This is a genomic window from Bartonella sp. AP88HLJMH (genome assembly GCF_042195605.1).
GTDB lineage: Bacteria > Pseudomonadota > Alphaproteobacteria > Rhizobiales > Rhizobiaceae > Bartonella.
Genome location: NZ_JBHIOR010000001.1, coordinates 1 through 16089, shown reverse-complemented (window position 1 = coordinate 16089; position 16089 = coordinate 1). Strand labels below are relative to the sequence as shown.

General features: G+C 36.5%; 7 protein-coding genes and 3 tRNA genes. 7 read left to right on the top strand and 3 right to left on the bottom strand.

Annotation, left to right across the window (positions count from 1 at the left end; translation table 11 throughout):
* Window positions 1–67: 67 nt before the first annotated feature.
* Window positions 68–1741 (bottom strand): formate--tetrahydrofolate ligase, encoded by a 1674-nt coding sequence (locus ACFIMA_RS00050; protein WP_375632165.1) that lies wholly within the window; start codon window positions 1739–1741, stop codon window positions 68–70.
* A gap of 755 nt (window positions 1742–2496) precedes the next feature.
* Window positions 2497–2573 (bottom strand) — tRNA-Arg (locus ACFIMA_RS00045).
* Window positions 2574–2941: 368 nt separating this feature from the next.
* On the opposite strand from ACFIMA_RS00045, the gene ACFIMA_RS00040 reads away from it, so the two are divergent.
* The 3 genes from ACFIMA_RS00040 to pgi all read left to right on the top strand — a co-directional run bounded on the left by ACFIMA_RS00040 (window position 2942) and on the right by pgi (window position 9066).
* Complete coding sequence (locus ACFIMA_RS00040; protein WP_375612839.1) at window positions 2942–4081, top strand: efflux RND transporter periplasmic adaptor subunit; 1140 nt, start codon at window positions 2942–2944, stop codon at window positions 4079–4081.
* Window positions 4078–7212: an efflux RND transporter permease subunit gene (locus ACFIMA_RS00035; protein WP_375632166.1), complete on the top strand. Its 3135-nt coding sequence runs from the start codon at window positions 4078–4080 to the stop codon at window positions 7210–7212. Before ACFIMA_RS00040 ends, ACFIMA_RS00035 begins: the two co-directional genes overlap by 4 nt.
* A gap of 189 nt (window positions 7213–7401) precedes the next feature.
* A complete protein-coding gene (gene pgi, locus ACFIMA_RS00030; RefSeq protein ID WP_375612841.1) occupies window positions 7402–9066 on the top strand; it encodes a glucose-6-phosphate isomerase in 1665 nt (554 codons plus the stop codon).
* Window positions 9067–9385: 319 nt separating this feature from the next.
* Here the strand turns inward: pgi and ACFIMA_RS00025 are convergent.
* Window positions 9386–9475, bottom strand: a tRNA-Ser gene (locus ACFIMA_RS00025).
* Window positions 9476–9760: 285 nt separating this feature from the next.
* On the opposite strand from ACFIMA_RS00025, the gene rplU reads away from it, so the two are divergent.
* The 4 genes from rplU to ACFIMA_RS00005 all read left to right on the top strand — a co-directional run bounded on the left by rplU (window position 9761) and on the right by ACFIMA_RS00005 (window position 15817).
* Window positions 9761–10240 carry a 50S ribosomal protein L21 gene (gene rplU / locus ACFIMA_RS00020; RefSeq protein ID WP_375693008.1) on the top strand — a complete coding sequence of 160 codons (480 nt, stop codon included), beginning with the start codon at window positions 9761–9763 and terminating at the stop codon, window positions 10238–10240.
* A gap of 12 nt (window positions 10241–10252) precedes the next feature.
* Complete coding sequence (rpmA, locus tag ACFIMA_RS00015; RefSeq protein WP_100130483.1) at window positions 10253–10522, top strand: 50S ribosomal protein L27; 270 nt, start codon at window positions 10253–10255, stop codon at window positions 10520–10522.
* Between the two features lie 1416 nt (window positions 10523–11938).
* Window positions 11939–14470 (top strand): phosphoenolpyruvate--protein phosphotransferase, encoded by a 2532-nt coding sequence (gene ptsP, locus ACFIMA_RS00010; RefSeq protein ID WP_375652413.1) that lies wholly within the window; start codon window positions 11939–11941, stop codon window positions 14468–14470.
* Window positions 14471–15727: 1257 nt separating this feature from the next.
* Window positions 15728–15817 (top strand) — tRNA-Ser (locus ACFIMA_RS00005).
* Window positions 15818–16089: the final 272 nt, after the last annotated feature.

Sequence of the window (16089 nt, the reverse complement as noted above, 5' to 3'; positions counted from 1 at the left end):
TAAAAATTCTATTTTTTTTGTAATAAAATGCTTTTTATAATGAATGATAGATTTCATGATTATAAACTTATGAAAGTCCTTGTATTTGATCATTTTCGTCAAGATGAATTTTTTCCGCCGTGGGATAATGGGGTAGTCCCGGCATGGTCATAACATCTCCACAAATGACAACAATAAAGCCGGCTCCCGCACAGAGACGAACTTCTCGTATGGGAATTTCAAAATCAACAGGAGCTCCGTATTGCTTGGGATCAGAAGAAAAAGAATAAGGTGTTTTGGCCATACAAATAGGGTAGACGCCAAAACCTTCTTTTTCCCAAGTTTCAAGTTGTTTGAGAATAGGGGCTGAGATGATGGCGCCACGTCCACCGTATAGCTTTGTTATAATACAATTAATTTTTTGAACGAGTGGAATATCATCTTGATAGAGAACTTTAAAATCAGAATCGTGCTTTTCAATCAAGGTAACGAGTTCTTGTGCAAGTTCTATAGCGCCTTTTCCACCTTGTTCCCAATGCTTACAGATAATAGCTTTGTGTCCAGTTGTTGCAACTATTTTTTGTAATGTTTTTATTTCAGCATCGCTATCGCTGTCAAAATGATTGATAGCCACAACACAAGGAATACCGTAGTGCTTCATATTTTTTATGTGTCGTAAAAGATTGGCAGCTCCTTTTTCTAAAGCGGTGATATTTTCTTCTGTCAGGTTATTTTTATCCAGACCACCATTCATTTTTAATGCACGAATAGTTGCGACGATCACTGTAGCATTTGGTACAATACCTGCTTGCCTACATTTGATATTGAAGAACTTTTCTGCTCCAAGATCTGCTCCAAACCCTGCTTCTGTGACAACATAATCAGCAAGTTTTAAAGCAGTTTTTGTTGCTATAACTGAATTGCAACCATGAGCAATGTTGGCAAAAGGTCCTCCATGAACGAGAACAGGATTATTTTCAATTGTCTGTACGAGATTGGGTTGTATAGCATCTTTGAGAAGAACTGCCATTGCACCTTCCGCATTGAGATCAGCAACGGTGATGGGCGTTTTATCATAACGATAAGCAACAATAATTTTTTTGAGTCTTTGTGTAAGGTTTTCTAAATTTTCAGAGAGACAAAGAAGCGCCATAATTTCTGATGCAACAGTAATATCAAAACCTGTTTGACGTGGAAAACCATTTGTTATGCCCCCCAATGAAATGACAATATCGCGCAATACACGGTCATTCATATCAAGAACGCGTTTCCAAACAATGCGACGTGGATCAATGTTTAGAGTATTTCCCCAATAAAGATGATTATCTATCATTGCGGCAAGAAGATTATGAGCAGCTGTAATAGCATGAAAATCACCGGTAAAATGTAAATTAAGGTCATCCATTGGAATGACTTGCGCATAACCACCACCAGCAGCACCACCTTTTACACCAAAACAGGGACCTAAAGATGGTTCTCTCAAGGTAGCTATTGTTTTTTTACCAATAAGATTAAGAGCATCACTTAGTCCAACTGTTGTTGTTGTTTTGCCTTCTCCGGCAGGTGTGGGATTGATAGCTGTGACAAGGATAAGTTTACCATCTGGATTTTTATTAAGCGATTTTATGTATTCAGAAGAAATTTTAGCTTTATCATGACCATAGGGAATGAGATTTTCATGTGAAATACCAATTTTTTGTGCAATTTCAATAATATGTTGCTTTTTAGCAGTGCGAGCAATTTCAATATCAGTTTTAGGCATGGAAAAATTCTTTAAATTCAGCTTTTATTAATGTTTGAGATCTGTACTCCATGGATTAATTAGAAAAATTCATAGAGAACAGAAAAATATTAAGATATCATAGAAATCGATGATATGCCATGCAAGAGATAATGCTAAAGAAGCACAAGAAGAGTTTTATTGTTTTTTAGGAAAAAGAATCTTTTTGCTTTTAAGCAGTAAAAATACGTTTAATTCAATTAAAAATATTGCGAAAAGAAGCTTTGGTTTGCAACAAATGCTGATGACATTAATGGATACCATAAGTGTTTCATAGTAGTACGTTTGAGAAGTAGTTTATTTATTCTTTCCAACAACACACTGAAAAAGTTTCACATGGTGGTAAACCGGAATTTATGGCGGCACATCTGAAGTCCCTCTTAAGATGGGACTGCTAGGAATAAAATATCCAGAAACATCCAGTTATGGAACAATTAGAAATAAGCACGTAAAAAATTACCTAACTGAGTAGAGAGTATAATCCGGAAGAGACCAAAAACAAGCGCATAGATTGATAAAAGAAAACAACAACATACGCTACTCATGCAATCGCTACGATTATAAGCTAATAAAAGCACCTTAGAGCTGAATTGAAGGACTCATAACATCTTATTCTAGCAAAATGGCTAAAGAAACGACTCACAACAGAATGAAATAACAAAATACAAAGATAGGTAAAAATAAATCACAAAATAAAGAATTTAAAAAGTCTGACTTTATAAGAAGATATTGATAGATGGCGCACCCGAAGAGATTCGAACTCCTGACCCCCAGATTCGTAGTCTGGTGCTCTATCCAGCTGAGCTACGGGTGCATACATTTCAATTTTTTACATTGTCTAAGACAAAGGGTTCCTAATCGTTTCATTAAAGAAATGCAAGTGAAACTTGAGTCGTCATAAAAAAAATCTCTCTTTTTTTATGATATATTTTAAAAAAGGATATAATATATTATGGCTTCAGTTGGTTTTGATATGAACATTTTTTTGTCATGACCATACAAAGCAATATGAACGATAGTTAACTTGACGTTTTAATCTATGAAAGATAGTCAAGCAGAGATGAGATGTGTTTTTTGCGGTGGGGGTAAGATATATACACCCGCTGTTGGGTTTTTGTGTAAAACGCCGATATTACTGTTGAAAACTATTTCAGATGAACATGACACAGCAAGGGCGGATGTATGGCGTTATTAAAAAAGAGCTTTCCATTAGTGTTTTTAATCGTTGTTTTAACGGTTACTTATTGGGCTGGAAAAAAGAGTGCAGACCAACCCATTTCTATGGTGGATAAAACAAGAGTATCGGATAAAGCTTCAAATGAAAAAATGGGAAGGCCACCGGTAAATGTTGTCGTTGATCTTGTAAAAGTTCAAGATCTTTATGAACAACTTAACGTTCTTGGGAGTGGAAAAGCTCTTGCAGAAGTCGAGCTTACCCCTTTATCCTCAGGTGTTATTGATAAGCTTTTTGTATCAGCGGGTACAAAAGTACAAGCTGATGATGTGATTGCAAAGCTTGATTCTAAAAAAGAAGAAATAGCGGCTGCAAAAGCAAAAGTGCAACGTGATAACAATGCGTTGACGCTTTCGCGTATTCTTAAATTACGCGCCAGCAATACAGCAACGGAAGTTCAAGAAATTATGGCACGCTTAGAGTTGGATAACGCAAATTTAGTTTTGCGTAATGCTGAATTAGATCTCGATCGGCGAACAATTCGAGCACCGATTCCTGGAGTTGTTGGTATTTTGCCCGTTGATGCGGGGAATAACGTGACCCTTAATACTGTAATAGGCCGTATTGAGAATAGAGAACGTATTTTGGTCGATATATGGGCCCCTGAACGATATGTGTCGCGCATCCATAAAGGAGATGAGGTAACGGCAACGTTAATCGCGCAGCCAGATAGATCTTTTGTTGGTCATATTTATGCGATTGATAATATCGTTGATCCAGAAAGTCGCACACTTCATGTTCAGGTTGAAATCAATAATGAAAAAGATACGCTCATGTCTGGTATGTCCTTTTCTGTTTCCTTGCAGTTTCATGGTGGTTCTTTTCCTGTCGTTAATCCTCTTGCAGTTCAATGGAATAGTAAAGGGTCATTCGTTTGGCGTGTGAGAGAAGGAAAAGTAGAGTCTATTCCCGTAACAATTATTCAGCATAAAGCCGATCATGTTTTCGTGAAAGCTCCCCTAGAAAATGGTGATCAAGTTGTCATTCAAGGGGTGCAAATGCTTTATCCAGGAAGTAAAGTAACTATTGATGATCCAAAGTCTCATCAACAGCAATTATCAGTAGGTTATGGAACGGATATACAATGAGCCAAGAATTGAGCACAAAACAGCCTATGTCAAAGGTGGAGCAAGGTGGTCTCATTACCTTATTTATTCGCAGACCGGTTTTTACTCTTGTTTTGAATGCTATGATCATTATTGCAGGATTTGCAGCATGGTTAAATGTTGATGTAAGAGAATTACCCGATGTTGATACTCCTGTAACAACGATTGTGACGATGTTTTCTGGTGCATCGGCAGAAACAATTGATCGTGAAGTTACAAAAGTTATAGAAGATGCTGTTTCTCGTGTTTCAGGTGTTAAGACGATTTCTTCAACGTCTTCTTTTGGACGCTCCCGTGTGAAGATTAACTTTAATGTCGGTGTTGATTTGAATGTTGCAGCATCTGATATTCGTGATGCTCTCTCTCGTGTTACCTATTCTTTACCGAAAGATGCGGATTCGCCTTTGATTATTAAAGCAGATTCGAATGCTGCTGCCATGATGTATTTGGTTGTGACGTCACCAACAATGAGTGTTGATGATTTAACCACGATTGTAAACGATCAGATTGTTGATGCTATTTCTGCTGTTGATGGTGTTGGTGATGTACAGGTCGATAGTGCTCGCACAAAGATTTTTCAGATTGATATAGATCAAGCAAAACTTGCAAGTTATGGATTAACTGTAGCAGATATTTCACGTGTTCTTGCTGATATGACAACAGATGTGCCAGTAGGGTCATTACGCAATTCTAAGCAAACTTTAGTTGTACGTGCTACTGCACGTTTAACAACACCAGAATCTTTTGAACAAGTTGTTTTAAAGCCTCATGTGCATCTTGGTGATGTTGCGCATGTTACTTTATCGCCGGATATAGAAACAGTTATTCTTCGTATCAATGGAAAGACAGGTATTGGATTAGGTATCGTGCGTAAAGCACAATCCAACACTCTTAATATTTCTGAAGGTGTGAGAGCCGTTGTTGATAATCTCAAAAGTATTGTTCCTTCTTCTGTAAATATAGACGTTATTAATGACGATGCAATTTTTATTAAAAGCGCTCTTCATGAGGTTGAAGTTGCGTTGGTCATTGCTATTTTGAGCGTTATCTTGGTCATTTTTCTTTTTCTCAGAGACATTCGTGTAACGCTGATACCTGCTTTATCTCTTCCTGTCGCTTTGATTGGTACCATTGCGGCTATTTATCTTGTAGGGTTTTCATTGAATATTCTCACATTTTTAGGACTTGTTTTAGCAACAGGGCTTGTTGTGGATGATGCCATTGTTGTTCTTGAGAATATTGTTCGGTGGCGCAATATGGGATTAGGTTCCAGAGCAGCAGCGGTGATAGGAACACGTGAAGTGTTTTTTGCTGTTTTAGCAACAACATTGACATTAGTGGCTGTGTTTGTTCCTATTTCCTTTCTTCCTGGGCAAGTTGGAGGTCTTTTTAGAGAATTTGGTTTTGTTTTGGCAATTTCTATTTTGCTTTCTTCAGTTGTTGCCTTAACGCTTTGTCCAATGTTGGCTTCGCGTTTTCTCAAAGAACATATTGAGGAAAAAGAGGAAAAGTCCCATCATTTTGCTTTTTTATATAAATTAGGTACTTTTTTTCATAAGGCATATACTTACAGTTTGCATAAGTGTTTAGAAAAGCCTTGGGCTGTTGTTTTTGCTTCACTTATTTTTGCGGGTCTTTGTGTTGGAGGCTATACGAAGCTACAACAGGAATTAACGCCAGCAGAAGACAGAGCTGTGATCTTTTTGGTTATTAATGGACCACAAGGTATTTCAACACAATATTTGAACGAGCAAATAGAGCAAATTGAAGCAAGTCTACAGCCATTACGTGATGCAGGGGAGATTGCTAACAGTTACTCTATTGCGGGTGCTGGCGGTTCACCCAATACTGCTTTTTTGATTTTATTGCTTTCATCTTGGGATAAACGTTTACGGAGTCAGCAAGAAATCGTGAAAGATATTAATGCAAAGGTTAAACAGTTTCCCGCAGTTTTTGTGTTTGCTGCGCAGGGAAATTCTCTAGGTGTGAGCGGAACTGGGCAAGGGTTGCAATTTGCAATTCTTGGCAATGATTATGCAATATTACAACCCATTGCTGATAAGCTGGTAAGTGCTTTACAAGATGATCCGCGTTTTATTCGCCCACGCCTTACTGTTGATGCAACACAACCGCAATTTTTTATTGAAATCAATCGAAAAAAAGCCTCCGATTTAGGGATTGATATCACCAATTTGGGCGATACATTACAAACAATGTTGGATGGTAAAAAGATTGGTTCCATTAACGTGGATGATCATTCTTACGATGTTAAATTGATATCGCGTACAAATTCTATGAAGAGTCCTAGCGATTTAGAAAATATTTTTTTAAAAACCAAAGACAATCGATATGTTCCTTTATCGGTTATTGCGCGTTTACATGAAAAAGCTATTGCTCCTCAATTAAAACGGGAAAAACGCATGAGTGCTGTTATTTTAAGCGCAAATCTTGCTCCAGATATCGCTTTAGGGGAAGCTTACCAAACTGTACAGAAAATTGCTTCTCCTTTGTTATCGAAAGGAACTTACTTGGTTCCCTTAGGGGAAGCCGAAACGCTTAACGAAACATCTTCCAATTTTATGATTGTTTTTGGCATTGCCTTTTTGATTATTTTATTGATTTTGGCTGCTCAGTTTGAAAGCTTTATTTCAGGATTCATTATCATGGCCACTGTCCCATTAGGGATTGGTTGTGCTGTAATTGCTATGCTATTAAGTGGTGTGAGTCTTAATATTTACAGCCAAATTGGATTAATTTTGTTAATTGGTGTTATGGCAAAAAATGGTATTCTCATTGTTGAATTTGCAGATCAATTACGTGATCAGGGAAGAAGCGTGCGTGAAGCCGTAGAAGAAGCAGCAAACATTCGCCTTCGTCCAGTTTGTATGACAATGATTTGTGCCATTTTAGGAGGTATTCCTTTGGTTTTGGCCAAAGGTGCTGGCGCAGAAGCTCGTATAGCCTTAGGTTGGGTTATCGTTGGTGGCTTAGGTTTAGCAACTATTTTTACGCTTTATGTCACACCGGTTGTTTATCTTTTTTTAGGGCGTTTTATAAGACCAAAAGCAGAAGAAGATTTACGTTTAACAAAAGAACTCAATCAAGTTAAATGATGTATATGATAGAAAAGATTTGAAAGTTTATTCTTGTAAAAATATCATTTTCGGATCTTATCCTTTTATTTTGTATATTCCTTCATTTTTATGTGAGCAGTGAAAATAGCGAGCAATAAAGGAGGTGTTTTCTGCTTTGTTATTGTTTGGGCATAGATTTCATTATCAATAACCGTATAGGATAAGCTTATGGGAGATAGCTTTTCGATTCGAAATGAAATGGCTTTTGAAGCCACATTAAAAGCTTTAAGAAACCATGCCGCAAAGGATGGGGTCTATGATATTCGTCGGCATTTTGTAGAAGATGAACAGCGTTTTTCCCATTTTTCCCTCAGACTTGATGATCTTCTTTTCGATTTTTCAAAATGTGGTGTGACATTTAAAACATTGCAACTTCTAGATGATTTAGCGGTCGCAGCAGATGTGTTAGGCCGGCGTGATGCAATGTTTTCTGGTAAGGCGATTAATACAACTGAAAAACGCTCAGTTCTTCATATTGCATTACGTTTACCTGCTGATGAAATTTTCATGTTGGATGGTCATAATCTTATTCGCGATATTCAAGACGTCCTTGAAGATATGGAAAGATTTTCTGAAAAGGTGCGTGATGGAAGCTATAAGGGAAGCAGTGGCGAGAGAATAAGTGATATTGTCAATATTGGTATTGGTGGTTCTGATCTTGGTCCTGCAATGGTCACATATGCTTTAAAACCTTATCATGATGGTCCACAGTGTCATTTTGTTTCGAATGCTGACAGTGCCCATATTTCTGATACTCTCTCTATTTTGAATCCAGCAACAACGCTGTTTGTCATTGCTTCTAAAACTTTTACAACGGCTGAAACAATGGTCAATGCTCAAGTTGCACGTCAGTGGATTTGTTCACATTTAGGAGAAGAAGCCGTTTGTACGCATTTTGTTGCTGTTTCAAGTGCGCTTGATAAAGTGGCAGAATTTGGCATAGATTCCACAAGAGTTTTTAAATTTTGGAATTGGGTTGGAGGACGTTATTCAATTTGGTCAGCCATTGGACTTGTTGTTATGTTTGCAATAGGTGGTGGAAATTTTCGCCAATTTCTCAATGGTGCTTTGCAAATGGATCAACATTTTAAAACTATGCCTTTGCATAAAAATATTCCTATTCGTTTTGCTCTTTTAGGATTCTGGCATCGTGTTATTTGTGGTTATTCATCACGTTCGATCATTCCTTATGCACAGCGTTTAATACATTTTCCAGCTTATTTACAACAGCTTGATATGGAATCAAATGGTAAACAAGTCTCGCTGGATGGAAAACCATTAAGTTTTTCAAGTGGTCCAATTGTTTGGGGGGATTCAGGAACAAATAGTCAACATGCTTTTTTTCAGCTTCTGCATCAAGGAACAGATATTATTCCTGTAGAATTTATTTTATTTATAAAAGGGCATGAGAAAAAATTACATTCTATGTATGAGATGTTGCTAGCAAACGGTTTAGCACAATCAAAAGCCTTGATGAAGGGGCGTAGTCTTGAAGATGCTCGGCATATCTTGATAAAAAATGGAGTTGATGAGGGTGAAGCAGACCATTTAGCACGTCATAGAAGTTTTAAAGGAAACCGTCCCAGCATTACGCTGGTTCAAGATTCATTAACACCTTTTGCACTCGGTCGTCTTATTGCGCTTTATGAACATCGCACTTTTGTTGAAGGGATTTTAATGAATATTAATTCATTTGATCAATGGGGTGTTGAACTTGGTAAAGAATTAGCAAACGAGTTACTACCAATTCTTCGTGGAGAAAGTAAAGCGGATAATCGTGATAGTTCAACATTAGGGTTGCTAGCACATATTCAAGCAAGACGTGCAAAATAATATAATTTTACAGTAGGTTTTGTACTAACTAAGCAAAAGTAGAATGAGAGAGAAATATGAGATAATTCTTTAATTTTACTATGCCTTCTCTTATTATCTGGATTAGATTTATGTAACAGAAAATCAAAAAAGTGCAAAAATTGTAAAAATGAGAATTTATTCGCAAAAACGATAAAGACCTTTGAGAGGTCTTTGAAGACCCTTTGAGCTCCCCCTTAAAATCCTTCGAAAAAAATAAATTGGTACAAAACCTAGTGGCAAAATATACAAAACCCGCTGGCAAGCTACAACAGTTTTAATAATATCGCTTTATAAACTGTGGCGGAGAGAGAGGGATTTGAACCCCCGATAGAGTTGCCCCTATGCCGCATTTCGAGTGCGGTGCTTTCAACCACTCAGCCATCTCTCCATAATAAAGTGAAACAAAAATCGGCACTATTTGAGTGTATAAGGGGTAGATAACCTTCAATTGTTTTTGGTACAACCTTTTTTTCTTTTTTATGGGACTTTATTGACAGAGAATAGAAATTCCTTCATATATACAAAATATAAGCGTGGGGAAATCTGCGCATATTTGTGTTGAAGAAGGTTTTATCCTTCTTTGGGATCTATTACGACTGATAAAAAGCAGCCTATTTTCCCTTATTTCAAGGCAGAAATTAAATAAGAGCTGGAGTGAACGGAAGGATAAAAAATGTTCGCAGTCATTAAAACTGGTGGTAAGCAATACCGCATTGTTGCTAATCAAGTGGTAAAAGTTGAAAAAGTTAGTGGAAATGCGGGTGATGTTGTTGAATTCAATGACATATTAATGGTTGGGCAAGAAGGTAATGCGGTTATTGGTATCCCTGTCGTTGCTGATGCATTGGTGACAGCTGAGATTTTAGAACAGGCACGTGGGCGCAAGGTTATCGCATTTAAGAAGCGCCGTCGTCAAAATTCTAAACGCACGCGTGGCCATCGTCAAGAATTTACGAGGCTTCGTGTTTTAGAAATATTAATGGGTGGTTCAAAACCTAAAAAAGTTGCTGCAAAACCGATAAAAGAAGAAGCAATTACACCAAAAGAAACAAAAGCTGCTGCTTCTGTTGAGAAGACGGCTAAAAAAACAGTTGAAAAAAAGACTGCGCCGCAGAAGAAAGCGTCTGTAGCATCAAAGAGTAAGAAAGATTAAAGGAGAGCGTCTATGGCACATAAAAAAGCTGGTGGTTCCTCGCGTAATGGTCGTGATTCAGAATCGAAACGTCTAGGCGTTAAAAAATTTGGTGGTGAAACCGTTATTGCCGGAAATATTATTATTCGCCAGCGTGGTACACGTTGGCATCCTGGTAACAATGTTGGTATTGGAAAAGATCATACGCTTTTTGCATTATCAAATGGAAAGGTTTCTTTTCAACGCAAAGCGGGTAATCGTTCCTATGTTTCAGTCATTCCTATGCTGGAGGCAGCAGAGTAATCTGTAACACTCTCTAGAAATCAACAGGATTTCATTGAATTATAGTTGTGGTTTTATAAGTATTAAAAGGGAAAGATAGAGTCTTATCTTTCCCTTTTTGCGTTGGTACTATAATAAATGTAGAAGATATACGAAAAAGGTAGAATTGAGGAAATGGCTTTTCTCAATGAGGGAAAAAGTTTCTGCGCTGTTATGTTAGTATTTAGTACTGAACATATTGATATTATGATAGAGTTTGTTGATAAGTTTCTGTATAATAATAGTGAGGAGAGACTTTCTTTTTATGTATGAAGAAGCGTCGAGTAATTTCTTATAAGAGAAGCAGTTTGTTTTCAGAAAATTATGAGAAATTTAATGAGAGCATTATTGATGTAATCATTTTGATAAAGATGGATCTTTTTATCGGCATTGTGGTATTGATGAGTTGTCATACTGTTTTTAGGTGGTAGTGTGGATAGGTGGGGCTATTCATTTAAAAAGACATAGGGATAAAAAATCCATAAAAAGGTAGTCAAAACTACTTTGAAAGTGACGTGCATTAAGGAATTTTCGGTAAATCGAGAGTGAAATTATATTTTTAAGGAGGACGGTGTTTAAAGATATAAAAATAACCAACGTGCAATCAGCGCCCTTCAAGAATATTTTTTCTGATTTCACTATTATTGTGTATTGTTGAAAATAAACAAGCATAAGAGCTAGAGTTAAGGCAATAATTGCGTTTCATTTTTTACTTTATTTATCTTATTTGTAGAGTTTTTCTTGATTTTAGTTGTTGGTGATGGTGCTTGGAGGGTGTCGTACTTTGCAAATGTGCGACAGAGGGCATTGTGTATTTACGATATTGATTGAAGTAAAGGTGTGGCTTAAAATATATAAATATTATATATCGAGGGTTTGATATCATAAGATGGGCAGCACGGAATTTTAAAGATGATAAGTTGCATGGAGCAATTTGTAATTATGTAATGAATTTATAAAGAGGGATAATAGGTTAAATAAACTTTGAGGAATCAATCAAAATATTAGCTGAAGTTACGGATGATTGGGAAGGATGCTTTCTTGTAGGAAAAATAATGAAAAGTTATGTTGGATAACTTAGGATCAACTTAGGATAATAAGAGCATTTTGAAAGCATAGTTTTTCAGGTGATTGGTGCTGTAAAAAACGGGGTTTTGTCTTTGTAAAGTAAAAGAGTAAGAGGCAGACTTGTTTATGATGGTTTTAAGCACTTAGGTGGATAATAATATCTAATTGTTTTATCGGTTATATTGAGGTATTTAAGCACCTCACTTAGCTATATTCTGTAAAATATAAAGAGAGCTGTGGTGGTATTTATAGCTTGTATTTTGGGAAATGCAGCTTTGAAAAGGAATGTATCAGAGATATTGGTGTTCAAATGTGAGGCAATTTGAATTCATGATGAGATATGAGAAAGCAGAAGCAATGAATGTAGATTTTGCTGATGGTGAAATCTTGTCTATAAGATCTGTACAACTTGCAGCTGCTTTTGATCATAAAAATGATGCAATTTATGCTGCTGCTGAATTGCTTGTGCAGGTTGGTGCAGTTGATAAGTGTTATCTGGCAAGCATGCTTGAACGTGAAGAAACAACCAATACTTGGCTTGGAAATGGTATAGCCATTCCTCATGGTATGGCTGAAAATCGTGATTTAATTATCAAGGATGCTGTTGCTGTTATACAGGTTCCTGCTGGTGTTGAGTGGCAGGATGGCAAGAAAGCATATTTGGTTATTGCCATTGCAGCGTGTCCAGATCGCTATAGAGAAATTTGTAAAAAATTGACGTCTCTTTTATTTGATAAAAAACAGCTTGAAGTACTTGCAACAACTATGGACAAACAACAAATTGTTACAACTTTGTTTGACCAAAATATGAAGATAGAAAAAACTTTTATTGGTGACCTTTCTGTGTGTCAGGAATGGACTTTAGATTATCCAAGTGGTCTTCATGCACGACCAGCTTCTCTTTGGGTTGATTTTGCGAAAAAGGCTCAAAGTTCCATCAGAGTTCGCCATGGTCAATATACCGTTGAAATGAAAAATTTGGTTGGTTTATTGCAATTAGGAGTAAAAAACGGTGATGTTCTGATTTTTTCTACAGATGCTGCAGAAGGAGCACAACTTCTCAATGATGCCATTGCTATTGCAAAAAAAGTGAGTATTAGTGAAAAATGTCTGATGAGAGCAATGGAATCTCAAACAAAGGCTTTTCATGGTTGGTATCCACGCTCTATGCAAAAAGGCATTTCTGGTGTTGGAGCGAGTTCAGGATTAGCATTTGGTAAGATTTTTGTTTTAAGGCAAAATGATATTTCCATAATAGATCAGCCAATTGATTTTGCAGTTGGTGCAGCATGTCTTGAAAATGCTCTTACAAAAACAAAACATAAAATGGCATCTGTGATTTCTGATATTACAGTGCGTATGGGAGCAGATTCTGCTGCGATTTTTTCTGCGCAAATGGTTTTGCTTGAAGATGAAAATTTAATAGCTCAAGCTTGTCGTTTTATAGCGGAAGGTCATGGTGTCGCTTGGTCTTGGGATAGAGCGGTTCGTCAATTTTCAGATATGTTTTTTAAGGTAGATAATCCTTTGTTAGCAGCACGTGCTGTTAATTTAGTTGATGTTGGTCGACGTGTTTTAGGTGAAATCAATCCATCCTATAGATCGTTCTTTTTAAATGATATTCCACATGGTGTAATTCTGGTTACAAATGACCTTTCTCCTTCTGATGTAGCACAACTTGATTGTACAAGGGTAAAAGGATTAGCAACAGCATGGGGAGGTCCATTATCTCATACAGCTATTTTGGCGCGTACTCTTGGTATTCCAATGGTTGTTGCTGCAGGTGATGATATTTTAGCAATTCAGTCTGATATTCAGGCTATTATTGATGGCGATAACGGGTTTATTTACCTTAATCCTACGCTTGAAGACGTTGAAGATGCTCAAAAGCATATTGATACTGTTGCGCAAAAACGTGTCAGTGAAATAAATGCATGTAGGTTACCAGCGCAAACGACAGATGGTCAAAGAATTCGTATCATGGCTAATGTCAACTACGCAAATCAGGTTCCTGTTGCGCTTGATTTAGGGGCTGAAGGTGTTGGACTCATGCGCACGGAATTTTTGTTTTTAGAGAATCCATATATTCCGGATGAAGAGCTACAATTTAATATATATCGGGCGATGATTACAGCTGTAGGAGATAAGCCATTAATTATTCGTGCACTTGATATTGGTGGAGATAAACAGGTTACGCATTTACATTTATCTAAAGAGGACAATCCTTTTTTAGGTGTTCGAGGAACGCGGCTTTTGTTACGTCGACGTGATCTTTTGGTGCCTCAATTACGTGCTTTATATCGAGCGGCAAAAGAGGGTGGAGATCTATGGATTGTGTTTCCGATGGTCATGTCTGTTTCAGAGATTGTCGCTATAAAAAAGATTGCAGAGGAAATCCGCAACGATGTTGGTGCACCAAAATTAAAACTTGGTATTATGATCGAAGTTCCAGCAGCGGCCATTATGGCAGATGTATTAAGCGCCCATGTTGATTTTTTTTCAATTGGAACCAATGACCTAACACAGTATACAATGGCTGTTGATCGGCAAAATCCGTACCTTGTGTCTGAAGCTGATAGCCTTGATCCAGCAGTTTTGCGTATGATTTATCAGACTATTCAGGGAGCTGCACAACATAAGTGTTGGGTGAGTGTATGTGGTGGTATGGCTGGAGATCCTTTTGGTGCAATGATTTTGACTGGATTGGGAATTAATGAGCTTTCTATGATATCTTGCGATATTTCTCCAGTAAAGGCGTGTTTACAGACTCATAGTTTTGAAGATATGAAAATTTTAGCACAAAAAGCATTACAATGTGAAACTGCACGAGCTGTACGTGCTCTAAGCAAGGATATAAGGTAATAAAGAACATTAAGGGGAAAGAACGAGCTCATTTTGCAGACTAATCAGATTTTTAGTGCTGTAAAACATTAATACAGTATATTAATTTATAATGGTAATTTATCGTTTTACATAATGAGAACCCTGAATATTGTAGGGTTTTTTCGTTTTAAATTTCTCTATATTTAATTAATAAAAATTACTCTTTTATACATTACAAGGAGGAGTAATGTATGGATAAAAACACTCTAAGAAAGAATAAATTCCTTTTATGCATTCTCTCAAATAGCAATAGATATTGTAACATTAGGCGAAAAATAGCGTGATAGTACTTGGCTTTTACTTTTTATTTAAGGAAAGATGATGTTATCCAATAGATTTTATACCATTCATAGATACCGTATGAGGTAGATGTGGCAAGCTTTAAGAGATGTTTTTTTTACAAACGTGTGGATGGGAAAGAAAATAGTATTTTTAGAGTATTCTGTTTTGTGATGAGACCATATCACGCTTAAAGAATGCGATAATCAAAAGTATAAAGTAATACGTAATTTTTTTAAGTAATGGAGACTACTTTAGATATTTTGAAAACTGTAAAGCTGAATTTAAAAATATATGGTAAAAATGAAAACAGGTTTGCATTTTTATGATTTTGTATTTGATCAAAATGAGACTATTTTTTCATTTTAGAAAATAAAATATATTCATACATATTAAATTAAAAATGCAAAGTTTTTTCTGAATTTTATTTTCTTTAGTATCAACTAAATATAGAAGTGTGAAATTGAATAGAGGATTTAGAATAGGGCTTATTATGTAATCCTATGAAAGAGAAAACTGATACCATCACACTATTTTACAGCTCTCAATGTTGCAAAAATTCGTGCTATTTAAGAAAATGCATAAGAGCCGCTTATCCTCTCTTAAAATGTTCTTCCCCCACATACCATCCCTTCCTATGACGTATAAGTAAGTGATTTTAATTATTTGGTTGTGTAAAACTATGGGCTGTATGCTAATTTTAAGAGAAGTATTTTTTTTGTGAAGCAGAAAGTGCGTAAATGAGCATGAAAGTTTATAACTGGTGACAATCTTTTTATTCTCATTATTGTATTCTACAAACCTATCCACGAAAAAAGTTTTTTCTTAAAAAGAAGGGATGTGCTTGTTATTCAACAGATAAAAGCTCTTACTTTAATAAATGAATTTGTTTTTTGGGTTTTGAATGTATAGTTTAGACTTGCACGTTATTTCTTTCTGGGTATAGTGCGAACTTCTGGAGAGGTGGCCGAGTGGTTGAAGGCGCACGCCTGGAACGCGTGTATATGGGAAACCATATCGAGGGTTCGAATCCCTCTCTCTCCGCCATACAATTTTCTCCTATGTATAACGTATTGATTCTTTGTAATCTTTTTAAAGGTTCGGGAGCGTTAACAAAAGTTCGGGAATAGGATTTTCCAACATACCGTTACAAAGCTCATCTTTTTCCTCCAACATTCTCTAATAATTTTTTGAATTTTTTGAAATCCACTGTTTTAAATGTGCAAAGACATTCTCTATCGGCTCCATGAGACGAGCAAAATTAAGAAACCATTTTCTAAAGAATTTCGCGCGTCTCAGAGTATGTTTAGAGTCGGATA